This is a genomic window from Euzebyales bacterium, from assembly GCA_035461305.1.
Classification (GTDB): domain Bacteria; phylum Actinomycetota; class Nitriliruptoria; order Euzebyales; family JAHELV01; genus JAHELV01.
Map to the genome: position 1 here is coordinate 1 of DATHVN010000089.1, position 17,912 is coordinate 17,912.

The following is a 17,912-nucleotide window of genomic DNA, read 5'->3' on the forward strand; positions in this document are numbered from 1 at the left end:
TGCTCCTGGCGGAACAACCGGCACACGAGAGGTGCGTCCACCCCGGTCCTCTCGTACTAGGGGCAGCTCCTGTCAAATCACCTGCGCGCGCAGCGGATAGGGACCGAACTGTCTCACGACGTTCTGAACCCAGCTCGCGTACCGCTTTAACGGGCGAACAGCCCGACCCTTGGGACCTGCTCCAGCCCCAGGATGCGATGAGCCGACATCGAGGTGCCAAACCCTGCCGTCGATATGGACTCTTGGGCAGGATCAGCCTGTTATCCCCGGGGTACCTTTTATCCGTTGAGCGACGGCGATTCCACACTCCACCGTCGGATCACTAAGCCCGTCTTTCGACCCTGCTTGACATGTCTGTCTCGCAGTCAAGCTCCCTTGTGCCTTTACACTCAACGACCGATTGCCGACCGGTCTGAGGGAACCTTTGGGCGCCTCCGTTACCTTTTGGGAGGCAACCGCCCCAGTTAAACTGCCCGCCAGGCACTGTCCCTGGTCCGGATCACGGACCGAGGTTAGGAACTCAGCACGTCAAGGGTGGTATTCCAAGGTTGGCTCCACCGACACTGGCGTGCCGGCTTCACTGCCTCCCACCTATCCTGCACGTGACGTACCAAGCTCCAATACCAAGCTACAGTAAAGGTCCCGGGGTCTTTCCGTCCTGCTGCGCGTAGCGAGCATCTTTACTCGCAATGCAATTTCGCCGAGTCTCTGGTTGAGACAGTGCCCAAGTCGTTACGCCATTCGTGCAGGTCGGAACTTACCCGACAAGGAATTTCGCTACCTTAGGACCGTTATAGTTACGGCCGCCGTTTACTGGCGCTTGGCTTCGAAGCTTCGACTTGCGTCTGACCTCTCCGCTTAACGTTCCAGCACCGGGCAGGCGTCAGAGCGTATACATCCACTTACGTGTTCGCACGCTCCTGTGTTTTTGGTAAACAGTCGCTTGGGCCTGGTCACTGCGGCCCCGACCAGCTTTCCCACGCAAGGTGGGTAACCGGCAGGGGCGCCCCTTATCCCGAAGTTACGGGGCCAATTTGCCGAGTTCCTTAACCAGAGTTCTCTCGATCGCCTCGGTATGCTCTACCTGACCACCTGTGTCGGTTTGGGGTACGGGCACCCTCACAACTCCCTAGACGCTTTTCTTGGGAGCATGGCATCAATGGCTTCCACATAGTGTCGACATCACGTCTCAGCCTGTGTGTGGTCCGGATTTCCCTGGCCCACGGCCTACACGCTTGTCCCGGGTCAACCAACGCCCGGGTCCACCTAGCCTTCTCCGTCACGCCATCGGTGACCTAGTGGCCTGCGGGTCCCACATCCGTAGATGTGGTTAGCAACAGACGTTCGGTATAGACGCGGTGAAGGTGGTACCGGAATATCAACCGGTTGTCCATCGGCTACGCCTTTCGGCCTCGCCTTAGGTCCCGACTTACCCTGGGCGGATGAACCTTCCCCAGGAACCCTTGGTCAATCGGCGGGGGAGTTCCTCCCTCCCCTTTCGCTACTCATGCCTACATTCTCACTCGACACGCATCCACCACTGGGTTACCCCGCAGCTTCACTCGCGTGTCGACGCTCCCCTACCACCCCAACCTGCTTTCGCATTGATGGTTGAGATCCGCAGCTTCGGTGCCTGGCTTAGCCCCGTTACATTATCGGCGCAAGAACACTTGACCAGTGAGCTATTACGCACTCTTTCAAGGATGGCTGCTTCTAAGCCAACCTCCTGGTTGTCTCTGCGTTCTCACATCCTTTGCCACTTAGCCAGAACTTAGGGACCTTAGCTGGCGGTCTGGGTTGTTTCCCTCTCGACTACGGAGCTTATCCCCCGCAGTCTCACTGCCGTGCTCTCACTTGCCGGTATTCGGAGTTTGCCTGAGTTCGGTAAGCTTTTAGGCCCCCTAGCCCAAACAGTGCTCTACCCCCGGCAAGAAACACACGACGCTGCACCTAGATGCATTTCGGGGAGAACCAGCTATCACCAAGTTTGATTGGCCTTTCACCCCTATCCACAGGTCATCCGAGCAGTTTTCAACCTACAACGGTTCGGGCCTCCACGAGGTCTTACCCTCGCTTCACCCTGCCCATGGATAGATCACTTGGTTTCGGGTCTAGCGCCGCCGACTACAATCGCCCTATTCAGACTCGCTTTCGCTTCGGCTTCCCCACACGGGTTAACCTTGCCAGCGACGGCTAACTCGTAGGCTCATTCTTCAAAAGGCACGCCGTCACACCAACAAGTTGGCGCTCCGACGGTTTGTAAGCACACGGTTTCAGGTTCTCTTTCACTCCCCTCCCGGGGTACTTTTCACCGTTCCCTCACGGTACTTGTCCGCTATCGGTCACCGAGGAGTGTTTAGCCTTACGAGGTGGTCCTCGCAGATTCGAACGGGATTTCACGGGCCCCGCCCTACTCGGGATACATCGAAGAAGATCCGTCATGCTTCACGTACCGGGCTCTTACCGTCTCTGGCCAGGTTTTCCACCCTGTTCCGCTACACGCGAATTTTGTAACTTCTCGGAAGTTCGGCAGAACCCCCAACGACGTCCCACAACCCCACACACGCAACGCCTGCCGGCTTGACACGCGCATGGTTTAGGCTCTACCCCTTTCGCTCACCACTACTCAGGGCATCACTATTGTTTTCTCTTCCACCGGGTACTGAGATGTTTCAGTTCCCCGGGTTCCCTGAACCTGCCCTATATATTCAGACAGGCCTGACTGGGCATGACCCCAGCCGGGTTTCCCCATTCGGACATCCCTGGATCTATGGATGGTTAGCTCCTCCCCAGGGCTTATCGCAGCTTCCCACGTCCTTCATCGGCTCTCGGTGCCAAGGCATCCACCGTGTGCTCTTTCATACTTGCCGTACAAGATGCTCGCGCTCGCTATCCAATTCTCAAAGAACCACACCACCCCCACCACACCAACCAAACATCCTCACAGACATCCAGCGGTATGCGGCTACAGGGTGCGCATGCTGAAAACGACGGTGTCGCTCTCAGAGCTGCACAGGGCACGACAGACCACACAACACCAAACACGCCCCACGTCACACCACACCCAAAAGCGTGGCTCCCGCAAGACGGCCGGCACCATGTGCTGACCAACCAGTGGTTCACAGAACACACCCACACACCACCAACACGAACGGTCGATGCGTGGCAGGTGCACTCCAGAAAGGAGGTGATCCAGCCGCACCTTCCGGTACGGCTACCTTGTTACGACTTCGTCCCAATCGCCGATCCCACCTTCGACGGCTCCCTCCCAAAAGGGTTAGGCCACCGGCTTCGGGTGTTACCGACTTTCATGACGTGACGGGCGGTGTGTACAAGGCCCGGGAACGTATTCACCGTGGCGTTGCTGATCCACGATTACTAGCGACTCCGGCTTCACGCAGTCGAGTTGCAGACTACGATCCGAACTGAGACCGGCTTTGTGGGATTCGCTCCCCCTCGCGGGTTCGCAGCCCTCTGTACCGGCCATTGTAGCATGTGTGCAGCCCTGGACGTAAGGGGCATGATGACTTGACGTCATCCCCACCTTCCTCCGGTTTGACACCGGCAGTCTCTCATGAGTCCCCGACACTACTCGCTGGCAACATAAGACAGGGGTTGCGCTCGTTGCGGGACTTAACCCAACACCTCACGGCACGAGCTGACGACAACCATGCACCACCTGTATACGGCCCCGAAGGACACCATATCTCTATGGCTTTTCCGTATATTTCAAGCCTTGGTAAGGTTCTTCGCGTTGCTTCGAATTAAGCCACATGCTCCGCCGCTTGTGCGGGCCCCCGTCAATTCCTTTGAGTTTTAACCTTGCGGTCGTAATCCCCAGGCGGGGTGCTTAATGCGTTAGCTACGGCACGGAGGGAGTGGATAACCCCCCACACCTAGCACCCATCGTTTACGGCGTGGACTACCAGGGTATCTAATCCTGTTTGCTCCCCACGCTTTCGCTCCTCAGCGTCAGTACAGGCCCAGAAGGCCGCCTTCGCCACCGGTGTTCCTCCTGATATCTGCGCATTTCACCGCTACACCAGGAATTCCACCTTCCCCTACCTGCCTCAAGCCCATCAGTATCGGATGCAATTTCAAGGTTGAGCCTTGAGATTTCACATCCGACTTGTTGGGCCGCCTACGAGCTCTTTACGCCCAATAATTCCGGACAACGCTAGGCCCCTACGTATTACCGCGGCTGCTGGCACGTAGTTGGCCGGGCCTTCTTCTGGAGGTACCGTCACTCTCGCTTCTTCCCTCCTGAAAGTGGTTTACAATCCGAAGACCTTCTTCCCACACGCGGCGTCGCTGCTTCAGGCTTTCGCCCATTGAGCAAGATTCCCCACTGCTGCCTCCCGTAGGAGTCTGGGCCGTGTCTCAGTCCCAGTGTGGCTGTTCGCGCTCTCACGCCAGCTACCCGTCGTTGCCTTGGTGAGCCGTTACCTCACCAACAAGCTGATAGGCCGCGAGGCCATCTCGGAGCGGCTGACCATTTGCTGGAGGTCCCATGCGGGACGACCAGATCATCCGGCATTAGCCACAGTTTCCCGTGGTTATTCCGGTCTCCGAGGTAGGTTCCTCACGTGTTACTCACCCGTTCGCCGGTCTCCCCAGACAGCAAGCTGCCTGGTTCTCCCTCGACTTGCATGTGTTAGGCGCGCCGCCAGCGTTCGTCCTGAGCCAGGATCAAACTCTCCATTGGAGATCTCAACGAGGCCGGCGAACCGGCCTGCCGAAGATCCGTGGATGAAGAGTCCGTACCCGATCCCAGTGAATGCTTAGCTAAGCAATCCGGAACCAGTTCAAACAACCGTCCTCTTTCATGGAGCGGCGCCGCGTGACGCGTCGCCACCGGTCAATCCCAAGGACGGGGTGCATGTGCACTGGCTTTTGACACACTGTGCAGTTTTCAAGGAGCGGGATCGCGCTCCGTCCGAATTCCGCGGCTCTCGGTGAGGCTTCGGCTGTCGGACTCGTTCGCGGGGAGCCGTTACCGGCTCGTCTTGCGACGTGCCAAACCTCGCGGTCCCCGTGGGGGTGTCGGAGGCTCGAACGTTTCGTTGAGCAGCGGATCCACCGTGCTCCATCGCTCGGCAAACCCTAGCGACCGATCCCTCGGGCCGCAACCTGCGGAACGAGTTGCTCAGACACAGGGTCTGCCGACCCCGAACAGCCAGTCTGTCCGGACATACCAATCTATCATCCGACTGAGGGGCAGTCAACTGTTGGGGCTGGGGGTAGGCGTCGTGCTCCCTGCCCGTAGCCTGGCGAAGCGGCGCTTGCCAACTTGGAGCACGGCGCCGTCGAGGTGTTGGAGGTCATACTCGGCGGTAGCGTCGGTCAGTACCTCGCCGTCGAGGCGCACGGCGCCCTGCGCGACCATCCGGCGCGCCTCGGAGCCGCTGGAGACCAGCGCCGCGATCTGCAGCAGGGAGGGCAGGAACCAGCGGTCACCGTCGAGCACGACGGTGGGGATGTCGTCGGGGATCCCGCGATCCCGGAACTGCACGTCGAACCGTTCTTCGGCCGCACGCGCGGCATCGGCCGAGTGGTAGAGCGTCACCAGCTCACGTGCGAGCCGGCGCTTGGCGTCTCGTGGGTTCAGGCTGCCGTCCGCCAGCCGCGCGGCGATGTCGTCGACCTCGTCGGGCGGGACGTCAGTGACCAGCCGGAGGTACTTGACGATGAGCTCGTCGCGCAGACGCATCGCCTTGCCGTACATGTCGTGGGGCTCGTCGGTGATGCCGATGACGTTGCCCAGCGACTTCGACATCTTCGCCGACCCGTCGAGCCCCTCGATCAGCGGCATGGTGAGCACGCACTGGGGCTCCTGGCCGGCGGCCTGCTGCAGGCCGCGCCCGGCCATCAGGTTGAAGGTCTGGTCGGTCCCGCCGAGCTCGACATCCGCACGCACGGCGACCGAGTCGCGGCCCTGCAGCAGCGGGTAGAGGAACTCGCTGATCGCGATCGGCGTCTGCGCGACGTAGCGCTGGGCGAAGTCCGCCCGCTCGAGCATGCGCGCCACCGTCATCTGGCTCGTCAGCATGAGGACGTCGTTCAGCGTCATGCCGGCGAGCCAGTCCCGGTTGTCGGTGATCTCCAGCGGCGACTCTTCGAGAACCAGCCGGACCTGCTCGAGGTAGGTCTCGGCGTTGGCCGTCACCTCGTCGGGGCTCAACCTGGGACGCGTGGCCGACTTGCCCGACGGGTCCCCGACCTGCGCGGTGAAGCCGCCGATGATCAGCACGGCGGTGTGTCCGAACCGCTGGAACTCGGCCAGCTTGCGGAACACGACCGAGTGGCCGATGTGCAGGTCGGTGCTCGTCGGATCGATGCCCAGCTTCACCCGCAACGGTGGACGCTCCCCCGCCGCGACCTGCCGGAGCTTGCGCTCGAACTCGTCGTAAGGCTGGATGTCGGCCACACCGTGGGTCAGGACCTTCAGCTGTTCTGCTACGTCACTCATCGCCGTAGGGTATACGGCCCGGTGCCGGTAGGATTCGTCGATGCCCACCCACGTCGCGCTGCTCCGCGGGATCAACGTCGGCGGCCGCAGCAGGGTCGCCATGGCCGATCTACGCGCGGTCGTCACCGAGCTCGGTCATGCGGACGTGGCGACCTACATCGCCAGCGGCAACGTCGTGTTCACCAGCGATCGCGACGACACGGCAGCCCTGGCCGACGAGCTCGAGCGGGCGATCGCGGACCGGCTCGACGTGGCGCCGCCCGTCGTGGTCCTCACCCGGGCGAAGCTCGCGGAAGTCGTGGCCGCCAACCCGTACCCCGACGCCACCGACGACCGTCACGTCCACGCCGTGTTCCACCGCGAGGCGGTCAGGCCGGACGCCGCAGCGGTCGGGGAGGCCGAGCGGCGTGCGCGGGAGGAGGGCAGCCGTGACAGCGCGACCGTCGTCGGACCCACCGTGTACCTGCACACCCCCGACGGCATGGGACGCAGCCGGCTCGCCGAGCTGCTCGACCGCGGGGACGCGATCGCGGCCGGCACGGCGCGGAACTGGCGCACGGTGACGCGCCTGCTCGGGATGCTCGACGGCTGACCGGGGGCATGCGACCCACCGTCGTCCTGACGCTCGACCGCTCTGCCGGGCGCACCACCACCCACACTCCGACCCACGCACACCCGACGACCCACGCACACCCGACACCGGACGCCACCGCTACGGTCGCGGCGCGCGGGGGCTGCGCCGGTAGGCCGACACCCAGCGCGAACCGGCGAGGTGGAACCGCCACGGGACGTCAGCCGCGACGGAGACGCCGACCCGTGGCCCGGCCGCGATCTCGGGGCGCTCGCCGTCGTCGTGGAAGACGATCGGCCCGTCGGCACAGACGTCGCGTCCACTGTGGGCGCCGGTCAGGTCGAAGGCCTCGCACAGCTTGGCCGGACCGCGCAGGAGCTCCCGGTCGGGCGCGCCGGCACGCCGCGCGCGCATGAGCTCGAGACCACGCACCGGCCGGGCGGCGCGGATCAGGCAGCCCTGCGCGACACCGTCGGCCCCGGTCGAGACGTTGAAGCACCAGTGGACACCGTAGCTGCGATACACGTAGGCGTGCCCGGGCGGACCCCAGAGCGGGTCGTTGCGGTCGGTGCGGCGCCGGTAGGCGTGGCAGGCGGGGTCGTCCTGCCTGTAGGCCTCGACCTCGACGACACGTCCCCACAGGTCGTCGCCGGGGCGGCCCAGCAGCATGCCGACGAGGGCGGGCGCGACCACGGTCGCGTCACGCCCGAAGAACGCACGGTCCAGCCGCACGCCGACCACGTCGTCGGTTGCGCTCACCTCCCGCCGCTCGCGCGCTTTCGGGCGACGAACTCGCGCACCCCATCGACGTCACGACAGTTGAGCACGTCAGCCGTACGCGCCCAGCCGCGCTGAGCGGTCGCGATCCCGAAGCGCAGGTAATCCAGCTCGCTCGGCTGGTGCGCGTCGCTCGAGATCGTCAGGGTCACGCCGGCGTCGACCGCGCGCCGCACGTGGTCGTCTGACAGGTCGAGGCGGCGGGGCGAGGCGTTGACCTCCAGCGCCGTCCCCGTCCCCAGTGCAGCCTCCAGGATCTGGTCGAAGTGGACCTCGAAGCCGGGACGCCTGCCGATCTTGCGCCCCGTCAGGTGGCCGATGGCGTGCACCGACGGGTTGCGCATCGCCGTGATGATGCGGGCCGTCTGGGCGTCGGCGTCGCGACCCAGTGCCGTGTGGACGCTGGCCACGCAGAAGTCGAACAGGCCGAGCACGTCGTCGTCGTAGTCGAGCTCGCCGTCCACGCCGATGTTCAGCTCTGCACCATCGAGCAGCGTGACCCCGACCGAACCGGCCAACCCGGCCAGCACCGCGCGCCGGTCCGCGAACTGTGCGGCGGTCAGCCCGTTGATCGCCAGGGCCTCGGCGTGATCGGTGACCGCCCAGTACTCGAGGCCCCCGTCGGCGGCCGCGGTGGCCATCTGCTCGATCGACGCACGGCCATCACCGGACCAGTCGCTGTGACCGTGGAGGTCACCGCGGAGGGTGGTGACGACGTCGGGCAGCGTACCCTCGGCCGCGGCCGTGACCTCGCTGCGGTCCTCCCGCAGCGTCGGCGGGATCCAGGCCAGCCCGAGCGCCGCGTAGACCCCGGCCTCGTCGGCGCCGGCGAGCAGCCGCCCGTCGTCCCGGGAGACCAGCCCGTACTCGCTGAGCGTGGCGCCCTGCCGCAACGCGCGCTCGCGGATGCGGACGTTGTGGGCCTTCGATCCTGTGAAGTAGATCAGCGCAGCACCCCACACCGCCGGGTCGACGGCGCGCACGTCCACCTGCAGTTCGCGGGCGCTGATGACGGTCAGCTTCGTGTCACCGTGGGCAACGACATCACGGACGAGCTCGTCGGCGGCGATCGCGGCCAGGACCTCGGCGGGCCGCTCGGTCGCGACCAGCAGGTCGAGATCGCGGACGGTGTCACGGCCCCGCCTGACGCTGCCGGCCAGCGTGGCGTCGACGACGTCCGGCAGCGCCCGGGCCCGTGCCATCAGCTCCTCGGCCACGCCGATGACGTCCGCCAGTGGCGTGCGCTCGGTCAGCGTCGCGTCGAGGCGTTGCAGCCCTGCCCGCAGGTTCTTCTCGGTCTTCGCTCCGAGCCCCTTCAGCCCGCGCACCTTCCCCGACGACAGGGCGTCGCGCAGACCGTCGAGGGAGTCCACGCCCAGCTGCTCGTACAGGATCCGGGCGGTCTTCGGACCCAGGCCCGGCACCTGGACGAGTGAGATGAGACCGGGTGGGACGTGGCGGCGGAGCTCGGCGAGCATCCCGATCTCGCCGTCCCGCTGGAACTCCACGATCTTCCGCGCGGTCGAGTCCCCGATGCCCTCGATGCCCGCCAGCTCGGTCGCGTCCAGCTCGCCAAGGTCGACGGGGGCGGACGCCACCGCGTCCCTGGCACGCTCATACGCTCGCACGCGGAATCGGTCGGCGCCGGACAGCTTGAGCAGGTCGGCGATCTCACCGAACTGGCGACCCAGCTCCTCGTTCGCCCACGGCACCGGTGGCTCCGATCGTTGTGGTGGTCCGCCGGTGACGGTTCGAGGTCCGCGGCGGCGACGGCGCCTGCGATGCTAGTGCGTCGTGACCTCCGAGCCATGCGGATCCACGCCGTCAGGGAGCTTGGCCAATCGACGCACACAGCAACGCAGCTGATCGACCACCGGTGCCGCGGCTCGGTGCGTGGTGCCGCGCCGACGGGATCGTCGGCGTCGTGGCACGCGTCGACGGCGGCCGTGTGACCGTGTTCGACCCCGCTCAGCGCCGACAGCACGAGGCGCCCGCGTCCACGATCACCGCAGTCCCCGCGGCGGCCGTACGGGTCACCACGTCGGTCGACCTACCCGTGCCGCACGGGCTCGACGAGCACGACCTACGGCGCTGGCTCGCGATGCTCACCGACCCCGTGCTGCGCGAGCGTGCGGGGGCGGCGTTGGCCGCGGCGGATCTGGACCCCGGGGTGACCCTGCCGCTGGTCTCGGTGACCGTCGTGGCACTCGACGACGGAGCCAGCCGTTGCCTGTGCGGCGCGACGACGGCGAGCACGACCACGGCGCCGTCCGAGGCGCGCCCGCCGGCCTGCCCGACCTGCGGACGTCAGCTGGCGCCACCCGTCCCGCCCAGGGGCGCCTGAGCCAGGTCACGGGCACGGCCGCCGGGGCGGCGACGCCGCAGCTCCGGCGACCGGGCGCCCGGTACGATCGCCAGCGCGGCGACCGCCGTGCCGGCGAACACACCGAACGCGACCAGCACCGGCCGGGGGCCGAGGATGCGACCCAGCGGTCCGGCGATGGCGAAGCTGATCGGTGCCATGCCGATGGCGACGAACCACTCGAGGCTCGTCACGCGGCCGAGCAGGTGGCGCGGGACCTCCCGCTGGAGGTTCGTGTCACCGATGATCTCGCTGGTCACGACGGCACCGAAGACCACCAGGCCGATCACCAGTGCCTCCCAGAACCGCGTCAGGAACGCGAACATGGCGAGCCCGAACAGCGACAGCGCCTCCGCGCTGTACAGCAGGAGCATGAACCGTCGGGGCAGCCCGCGTTGCCCGACGAACGACGACGCGAGCAGCGCGCCGACGCCCCCGGAGGCGAAGATCATCGCCATCCACCAGCCCGCCTGGGCCTCGCTCAGCCCGACGTCGGTCTTGAGCATGGTCGGGACCAGCACGTCGAACGGCCCGTGGAACGCCAGCGTCGACAGGGCGGAGGCCGTGAACCACACAGCCGCCCAGCGGTTGGCGCTGACGTAGGCCAGGCCCTCGCGGGCATCCGCGACGATCCCGGCGGCCGCCGGTTCGGCGGCCGGTCCCCGCCTGCTGAGCCGCGCGAGCAGCGCCGCGGACACCAGGAAGGTTCCCGCATCCACGAGGAGGGCGGCACCCGGTCCCGCGAGGCCGACGACCGCACCGCCGACGAGCGGGCCGATCACCCACAGCTGCAGGGGTCGCGCGAACCCGAGCAGCGCGTTGGCCGTGGGCAGCTCGTCGGTGGGGATGAGGTCGGGCACCAGCGACCGCGACGCCGGGTTGAAGAACCCGTTGGCGAACCCGAACGACAGCCCCAGCGCGATCACCTGCGGAAGCCGCAGCGCACCGGACAGGGCGAGCAGGGCCATGGTCCCGATTGCCAGCGCCCGCACGAGGTCACTGCCAATCATCACGCTGCGGCGGTCGTGACGATCGCTGGTCACACCACCCAGCGGTAGGCTGACGGCGTGGCCGAGCGTCCATGCGAGGCCGACGAACCCGATCGCCAGTGGGTCGTCGTTGGTGATGGCCAGCACCTGCAGCGGAAGCGCGACGCGCATCATGCCGTCGCCGAGGACCGATGTCAGCGTCGCGAACGTGAGCAGGCGGAACTCGCGGTCACCCAGGGGTCGGAGCGCTGGCATCAACGTCGGGGCACCTGGTGACGCCGCTGCAACGTTCCCCCCCTTTTGGCACGCCGGGATGTGACCTCCCCGCCGCTCCATCCTACGTCGTCGACGAGGCGCCCACGGCGCGCAGATGGGCTGCGCCACGGTCGCGCAACGCCGCCACCTGGCCACTGGCGGCCTGCGGCGCCGGGCCGAGTGGGCTGTCCCGACGCGCCACCGCCAGCGCGGGATCGACCAGGTCCGCCGGTTCGACCCCTGATCGGGCCAGCTCCGGGAACGACGAGGTGAACAGCTCTCCCGCCCCGTCGAGCGTCACGCCGCGCTGCTCGCACGCGGCGACGTACCGGCCGACCCGCTCGTGCGCGTCACGGAACACGACGCCGGCCGCAACGAGCGCCTCGGCGATGTCGGTGGCGAGCGCGAAGCCGTCGGCCGCCATGGTGCGCAGGCCGGACACGTCGAACCGCAGGGACGCGACCGCGCCCGCCATCGCGGGGAGCGACAGCACGAGGGTGTCGACCGCGTCGAACACGGGCTCCTTGTCCTCCTGCAGGTCGCGGTTGTACGTCAGCGGCAGACCCTTGAGGGTGACCAGCAGGGCCATCAGGTCACCGACCAGGCGTCCGGTCTTGCCGCGCACGAGCTCGGCGACGTCGGGGTTGCGCTTCTGCGGCATGATCGACGAGCCTGTTGAGAAGGCGTCACCGAGCCGGGCCCAGCCGAACTCGGTCGACGTCCACAGCACGATCTCCTCGCCGAGGCGCGAGAGGTGGACGCCGAGCATCGCCGCGGCAGCGAGGAACTCGACGGCGAAGTCACGGTCGGCAACGGCGTCCATCGAGTTGGGCGCCGACTCCGCGAAGCCGAGCTCCGAGGCGTAGCGCCGCGGGTCGAGTGCCAGGGTGGTACCCGCCAGCGCGCCCGCACCCAGACCGCTGACATCAGCACGCGCGGCGGCGTCGAGCAGGCGGCCGACGTCACGGTCGAACGCCCAGCCGTGCGCCAGCAGGTGGTGGGCGACGGTCACCGGCTGCGCACGCTGGAGGTGGGTGTAGCCCGGCGCGATGATGTCGAGGGTCGCCTCGGCCTGGTCGAGCAGTGCCGCCTGCAGCTCGACGAGCGCCGGCACGAGTGCCGTCCGGATGGTGCGCACGAGGTAGCGGCGCAGGTCAGTCGCGATCTGGTCGTTGCGGCTGCGACCCGCGCGGATGCGACCACCGTCCTCGCCGGCGAGCTCGATCAGGCGCCGCTCGACGGCGCCGTGGAGGTCCTCGTCATCGTCGTCGATCATGAAGGTGCCGTCGTCGAACTCGGCCTCGATCTGTCGCAGCGCCGCGGTGATCCGGTCCCGCTGGTCGTCGTCGATCAGGCCGATCCGGTGGAGCTCGGCCAGGTGCGCCGTGGATCCGGCCAGGTCCTCGCGCCACAGGCGCACGTCGAAGTGCGTGCTGCGACCCAGTGCCCATGCTGCCTCGCTGGGTCCCTGCGAGAAGCGGCCGCCCCACAGACGGCCGCGGCCCGTGGCGTCCTGCTCTCGCACCCGAGACTCCCGCCCGCCGGCTCGCTGACGCTCGCCATCACCGAGATCCCCGCCCGCCGGCTCGCTGACGCTCGCCATCACCCGGCACCGATGTCGCCCTGTCGACGCGACCACACCTTGGTCGGCAATCCCCACAGGCGGACGAAGCCCACCGCCTGCGTGTGGTCGAAGCGGTCCGCCTCGTCGTAGGTCGCCAGGTCGTGGTCGTACAAGGCGATGTCGCTGCGCCGACCGATCACCGTCGCCGAGCCCTTGAACAGTCGCAGCCGGACATCGCCGCGTACGAAGCGCTGCGATGATGCCATGAACGCGTCGAGCGCCGTCTTGAGCGGCGTGAACCACAGCCCGTTGTAGATCAACTGGGCGTAACGCCCCTCGAGGGTGCGCTTCTCCTGGGCCAGCTCCTGCTCCATGCACAGGTCCTCGAGGTCACGGTGCGCCGTCAGCACGGTGACGGCACCTGGGCACTCGTAGATCTCCCGGCTCTTGATGCCGACCAGGCGGTCCTCGATCATGTCGATGCGACCCACGCCATGCGCGCCTGCCCGCTGGTCGAGCTCCGCGACCAGCGACCGCAGGTCCAGCTCCTTGCCGTCCAGCGACACCGGCAGGCCGTCGACGAAGCCGATCGTGACCTCGTCGGGCTCGTCGGGGGTGTTGGTCAGCGCCCGCGTGCGCTCGTACACCTCCTCAGGCGGCTCGGCCCACGGGTCCTCGAGGATCCCGCACTCGGCGGTGCGGCCCCACAGGTTCTCGTCGATCGAGTACGGCGAGGCCTTCCTGACCGGGATCGGGATGCCTCGTTCCTGGGCCCACGCGATCGACGCCTCGCGCGACAGCCCCCACTCGCGGATCGGGGCCTCGACGGTGATCTCCGGTGCCAGGGCCATCGCCGTGACCTCGAAGCGCACCTGGTCGTTGCCCTTGCCGGTGCAGCCGTGGGCGATCGCGACCGCGTCGCGCTCGCGCGCGGTCGCGATCAGGTGGTTGGTGATCAGCGGACGCGACAAGGCGCTGACCAGCGGGTACTTGCCCATGTAGAGGGCATTCGCCCGGATGGCGTCGGCGACGTAGTCATCGGCGAACTCGTCGCGCGCGTCGATCACGACCGCCTCGAGCGCGCCGCAGTCCAGCCCGCGCTGGCGCACCCGGTCCAGCTCGCCCGGCTGTGCCTGGCCGACGTCGATCGCGCACGCGATGACGTCGTAGCCCTTCTGCTCCGACAGCCACTGGATGGCCACCGAGGTGTCCAGGCCGCCGGAGTACGCCAGGACCAGCCGCCCCGCCGATGATGGTGTGCTCATGTCGCTTCGCTTCCTTGCTCGTGTCCGTCGATGGTCACTGCTGTGCCCTTGCCGGTCTTGATCGCCCGCAGGCGTTCCGCGACCTCACGCCCTGTCGCGGGCTCACGGGCGACGACCAGGACCGTGTCGTCACCCTGCAGCGTGGCGAGGATCCCGGGAACGTCGCTGCCGTCGATCGCGATCGCCACGGCGGTCGCCGTCCCCGGTGGAGTACGCACCACCGCGAGGTTGCCGCTGGCGTCGATGTCGACCACGAACTGGCGCAGCGCCTGCGCAAGAGCCGGCATCTCGGGCAGCGCGTAGCTGACCGTGCCGTCGGCGCCCCGGGCCTTGGTGATTCCCAGCTCGTCGAGGTCGCGGCTGACCGTCGCCTGCGTTGCGGAGATGCCGGCGTCGGCCAGCAGAGCGACAAGCTCGGCCTGGGACGACACCGCGTACCGGGCAACAAGCTCGCGCAGCACCGCGCGCCGTTGCACCCGCGAGGCCGCCGCCTCCGACAGGGCGCTCATGCCCACCCGCTGCCGGATACACCACCGGCGGTCATGACAGCGCTCCGTAGAGCAGCTCGAGCAGTGCCTTCTGGGCGTGCAACCGGTTCTCGGCCTGGTCCCAGACCGCCGACCGCGGCCCGTCGATCACGTCGGCGGCGATCTCCTCGCCCCGATGGGCCGGAAGGCAGTGGAGGACGATGGCGTCATCCGCCGCACGCGCGAGCAGCTGCGCGTCCACCTGGTACGGACGGAAGGTCGCCGCACGCGCGTCGCGCTCGTCGTCCTGGCCCATCGACGCCCACACGTCGGTGTAGACGACCTGCGCGCCCTTGACGCCGACCGCGGGGTCGTCAGTGACGGTCACCGACCCATCTGAGGCACCGGCCAGCGCGGTCGCCTCGGCGACGACCGCCGGGTCGGGTGCGTGGTCCGCGGGCGAGGCGACCGTCACGTGCATGCCGGCCAGTGCGCCGGCGCGCAGCAGCGAGTGCGCGACGTTGTTGCCGTCCCCGACGTAGGCGAGGCGGACACCTGCCAGCGCCCCCAGACGGGCGCGGACCGTCTGGAGATCCGCGAGAACCTGGCACGGGTGGCTGTGGTCGCTCAGCGCATTGACCACGGGCACCGTGCTGTACCCGGCGAGCTCCTCTAGCCGCTGCTGGGCGAACGTGCGCACCACCAGGCCGTGGACGTAACGCGACAGCACCCGAGCGGTGTCCCCGACGGTCTCGCCGCGGCCCAGCTGCAGGTCGCGTGACGACAGCACCAGCGGGGTGCCACCGAGCTCACTGACGGCGACCTCGAATGACACGCGGGTGCGTGTCGACGGCTTCTCGAAGATCAGCGCGATGGTCCGGCCGTCCAGCGCCGCCCGACGCCGCCGGTCCGCCCGATGTTCGTCTGCCCGGTCGAGCACGGCGGTCAGCTCGTCGGCAGACAGCTCGGTCACCGTCAGATAGCTGCGTGCCGGTCCGTTCGTCATGAGACCTCCTCTGCGACGGCCTCGACCGCCGACGCCAAGCGGGTGAGCATCTCGTCGAGCTCGTCGTCGGTGATGGTCAGCGGCGGCGCGAACCGAACCGCGTCAGGCGCCACGGCGTTGACGACGAGACCCTCCTCGAGCGCGACGGCGACCACACCGGCCGCGACCGGGGCGTCCAGCGTCACGGCGCGCAGCAGGCCCCGGCCGCGCTGGCCTGTGACCAGGGGCCGTGTCCCCACCATGTCGTCGATGCGCTCGGCGAACCGCGCGCCCAGGCCGGCTGCCCGATGGACAAGGCCGTCACGGTCGATGACGCCAAGGACCGCGAGCGCGGCGGCGCACACGACCGGTCCGCCGCCGAACGTCGTGGCGTGGTCCCCGGGTTCGAACACCTTGGCGGCCTCGCCGCGAGCGACGATCGCACCGATCGGCAACCCGTTGGCCAGCGCCTTCGCGAGGCAGACGACGTCCGGCTGCACCGGCGCACCCTCGAGGGCGGTCTGCCAGCCGTACCAGCTGCCCAGCCGTCCCAGGCCGGTCTGGACCTCGTCGACGATCAGCAGCGCGCCGACGCCGTCGCACGCGTCGCGCGCGGCCCGCAGGACCTCGGGCGGTACGGGTCGCACCCCTCCCTCGCCCTGCACGACCTCGACGAGCACGGCGCTGGTGCGGTCGTCGACCGCCGCGCGCAACGCTGCCGCGTCGTCGTGCGGCACGTGGATGACCCAGTCACCCAGTGGCTCGAAAGGCCGGTGCTTGGCCGGGTTGCCGGTGGCCTTGAGCGCACCGAGCGTGCGGCCGTGGAACCCACCCGACAGCGCCACCACCTTCACGGCGTCGGGATCACGGCGCCGCCCGTGCAAGCGTGCGAGCTTGATCGCAGCCTCGTTCGCCTCGGCGCCGGAGTTGCAGAAGAACGAGCGCGCGTCGGACCAGCCGAAGGTGTTCGCCAGCGCCTCGGCGAGGTCGATCTGCGGGCGCGTGAAGTACAGGTTCGACGTGTGCACGAGCGTCGACGCCTGCGCGGCGACCGCCTCGGCGACCTCGGGGTGTGCGTGGCCGAGCGCGGTGACCGCCAGGCCGGACAGCCCGTCCAGGTGCGGACGGCCGGCGCCGTCGTACAGCCACGCCCCCTCGCCACGGACGAACGCGACAGGCTGGCGCGTGTAGGTGTGCATGAGGGCCGCAGCCTCGCGGACCCGCACGTGGTCGAGGTCGTCGATCATTGAGGCACCTCCGTGTCGGTGTCCGCGGACGGCAGGATCATCGTGCCGATCCCGGCATCGGTGAAGATCTCGAGCAGCAGCGCATGCTCGACACGACCATCCAGCAGGTGGGCCTGGCCCACGCCGTGCTCGAGCGCGTCGATGCACCCCACGATCTTGGGCACCATGCCGGTCACGATCTCGCCGGTGGCGAGCATGTGCCGCAACTGCGTGACGCTGACCTCGCTGAGCAGGTTGCGGTCGTCGGAGCCGAACGAGTCGTACAGCCCGGCGACGTTGGTGAGGTAGATGAGCTTGTCGGCATCGAGCGCGCTGGCGACGGCCGATGCGACGGTGTCCGCGTTGACGTTGTAGTCCTGCCCGTCGTCGCCGCGCGCGACGGTCGCGACCACGGGCACGACGCCCCTGGCGAGCAGCGATCGGAGAACCTCGGGGTCGACGCGGGCGATCTCACCGACGTAGCCCAGAACAGGGTCGGCCGGGCGGGCCGTGATCAGCTGCGCGTCGGTGCCCGCCAGGCCCGCAGCGCGCGCGCCCGCCTGCGAGATCAGTCCGACCAGGTGCGGGTTGACCTGCCCGAGCAGCACGTACCGCACTGCTTCGAGCATCGCCCCGTCGGTCACACGACGCCCGTCGACGAACTCCGATCGCAACCCGAGCCGGTCCGCGAGCTGCGAGATCTGCGGGCCACCGCCGTGGACCACCACGACGTTGAGCCCGACCGATCGCAGCAGCGCGACGTCGGCGGCGAACGCCGACTCCATGCGCTCCGACGTCGCGCCCTTGCCGACGCTGCCGCCGATCTTGACGACCACCTTGCGATCGGCCCAGCGGGTTATCCACGGCAGGGCCTCGCGGAGCACGCGCGCCTTGTCCTGGGCGCGCACCGCCCGTGCCGGCAGTGCGGCCTGCGCCTCGTCGATCGCAGTCATGACGTGTGCCTACCGCTGACGCTGCTTGA

The 17,912-nt window shown here is 67.8% G+C and carries 12 protein-coding genes and 2 rRNA genes; 2 read left to right on the forward strand and 12 right to left on the reverse strand.

What is annotated here, in order from left to right; all coding sequences use genetic code 11:
- From VK923_08180 to tyrS, 3 genes are all read right to left on the reverse strand, one after another.
- A 23S ribosomal RNA gene (locus VK923_08180) occupies window positions 1–2,870 on the reverse strand; the annotation flags it as partial.
- A 310-nt stretch (window positions 2,871–3,180) separates the two neighbouring features.
- A 16S ribosomal RNA gene (locus tag VK923_08185) occupies window positions 3,181–4,705 on the reverse strand.
- Between the two features lie 516 nt (window positions 4,706–5,221).
- The gene (gene tyrS / locus VK923_08190) at window positions 5,222–6,469 is read right to left on the reverse strand and encodes a tyrosine--tRNA ligase (protein ID HSJ44643.1); all 1,248 of its coding nucleotides are present in this window, start codon (window positions 6,467–6,469) and stop codon (window positions 5,222–5,224) included.
- 40 nt (window positions 6,470–6,509) lie between these two features.
- Here tyrS and VK923_08195 point away from each other — a divergent pair, with 40 nt between their 5' ends.
- Window positions 6,510–7,061, forward strand: a complete 552-nt coding sequence (locus tag VK923_08195; GenBank protein HSJ44644.1) for a DUF1697 domain-containing protein — start codon at window positions 6,510–6,512, stop codon at window positions 7,059–7,061.
- Between the two features lie 120 nt (window positions 7,062–7,181).
- Here the strand turns inward: VK923_08195 and VK923_08200 are convergent, their stop codons facing one another.
- Window positions 7,182–7,799: a DNA-3-methyladenine glycosylase gene (locus VK923_08200; GenBank protein HSJ44645.1), complete on the reverse strand. Its 618-nt coding sequence runs from the start codon at window positions 7,797–7,799 to the stop codon at window positions 7,182–7,184.
- Entirely contained in the window at window positions 7,796–9,529 is a 1,734-nt protein-coding gene (polX, locus tag VK923_08205) for a DNA polymerase/3'-5' exonuclease PolX (protein ID HSJ44646.1), read from the reverse strand. Before polX ends, VK923_08200 begins: the two co-directional genes overlap by 4 nt.
- Window positions 9,530–9,693: 164 nt before the next feature.
- Here polX and VK923_08210 point away from each other — a divergent pair, with 164 nt between their 5' ends.
- Window positions 9,694–10,161, forward strand: coding sequence for a hypothetical protein (locus VK923_08210; protein ID HSJ44647.1), 468 nt, complete (start codon window positions 9,694–9,696; stop codon window positions 10,159–10,161).
- Here the strand turns inward: VK923_08210 and VK923_08215 are convergent.
- The 7 genes from VK923_08215 to argB all read right to left on the reverse strand — a co-directional run bounded on the left by VK923_08215 (window position 10,125) and on the right by argB (window position 17,883).
- On the reverse strand, window positions 10,125–11,423 hold the full coding sequence (locus tag VK923_08215) for an MFS transporter (GenBank protein HSJ44648.1): 1,299 nt from the start codon (window positions 11,421–11,423) through the stop codon (window positions 10,125–10,127). The genes VK923_08210 and VK923_08215 overlap by 37 nt on opposite strands.
- Before the next feature lie 82 nt (window positions 11,424–11,505).
- The gene (argH, locus tag VK923_08220; protein ID HSJ44649.1) at window positions 11,506–12,948 is read right to left on the reverse strand and encodes an argininosuccinate lyase; all 1,443 of its coding nucleotides are present in this window, start codon (window positions 12,946–12,948) and stop codon (window positions 11,506–11,508) included.
- A 77-nt stretch (window positions 12,949–13,025) separates the two neighbouring features.
- A complete protein-coding gene (locus VK923_08225; protein HSJ44650.1) occupies window positions 13,026–14,252 on the reverse strand; it encodes an argininosuccinate synthase in 1,227 nt (408 codons plus the stop codon).
- Window positions 14,249–14,761, reverse strand: a complete 513-nt coding sequence (gene argR, locus VK923_08230) for an arginine repressor (GenBank protein HSJ44651.1) — start codon at window positions 14,759–14,761, stop codon at window positions 14,249–14,251. The genes VK923_08225 and argR overlap by 4 nt, the downstream gene beginning before the upstream one ends.
- A 31-nt stretch (window positions 14,762–14,792) precedes the next feature.
- Entirely contained in the window at window positions 14,793–15,725 is a 933-nt protein-coding gene (gene argF, locus VK923_08235) for an ornithine carbamoyltransferase (GenBank protein HSJ44652.1), read from the reverse strand.
- Window positions 15,722–16,951 carry an acetylornithine transaminase gene (locus VK923_08240; GenBank protein ID HSJ44653.1) on the reverse strand — a complete coding sequence of 410 codons (1,230 nt, stop codon included), beginning with the start codon at window positions 16,949–16,951 and terminating at the stop codon, window positions 15,722–15,724. The genes argF and VK923_08240 overlap by 4 nt, the downstream gene beginning before the upstream one ends.
- Window positions 16,948–17,883, reverse strand: a complete 936-nt coding sequence (argB, locus tag VK923_08245) for an acetylglutamate kinase (protein ID HSJ44654.1) — start codon at window positions 17,881–17,883, stop codon at window positions 16,948–16,950. Before argB ends, VK923_08240 begins: the two co-directional genes overlap by 4 nt.
- Window positions 17,884–17,912 lie beyond the last annotated feature (29 nt).

Bases quoted from the DNA above. Each gene is read 5' to 3' on its own strand.
- VK923_08225 (HSJ44650.1), bottom strand. From the start codon at position 14,252: ATGAGCACACCATCATCGGCGGGGCGGCTGGTCCTGGCGTACTCCGGC.
- argR (HSJ44651.1), bottom strand. From the start codon at position 14,761: ATGAGCGCCCTGTCGGAGGCGGCGGCCTCGCGGGTGCAACGGCGCGCG.
- VK923_08195 (HSJ44644.1), top strand. From the start codon at position 6,510: ATGCCCACCCACGTCGCGCTGCTCCGCGGGATCAACGTCGGCGGCCGC.
- VK923_08240 (HSJ44653.1), bottom strand. From the start codon at position 16,951: ATGATCGACGACCTCGACCACGTGCGGGTCCGCGAGGCTGCGGCCCTC.
- VK923_08215 (HSJ44648.1), bottom strand. From the start codon at position 11,423: ATGCCAGCGCTCCGACCCCTGGGTGACCGCGAGTTCCGCCTGCTCACG.
- tyrS (HSJ44643.1), bottom strand. From the start codon at position 6,469: ATGAGTGACGTAGCAGAACAGCTGAAGGTCCTGACCCACGGTGTGGCC.
- argB (HSJ44654.1), bottom strand. From the start codon at position 17,883: ATGACTGCGATCGACGAGGCGCAGGCCGCACTGCCGGCACGGGCGGTG.
- argF (HSJ44652.1), bottom strand. From the start codon at position 15,725: ATGACGAACGGACCGGCACGCAGCTATCTGACGGTGACCGAGCTGTCT.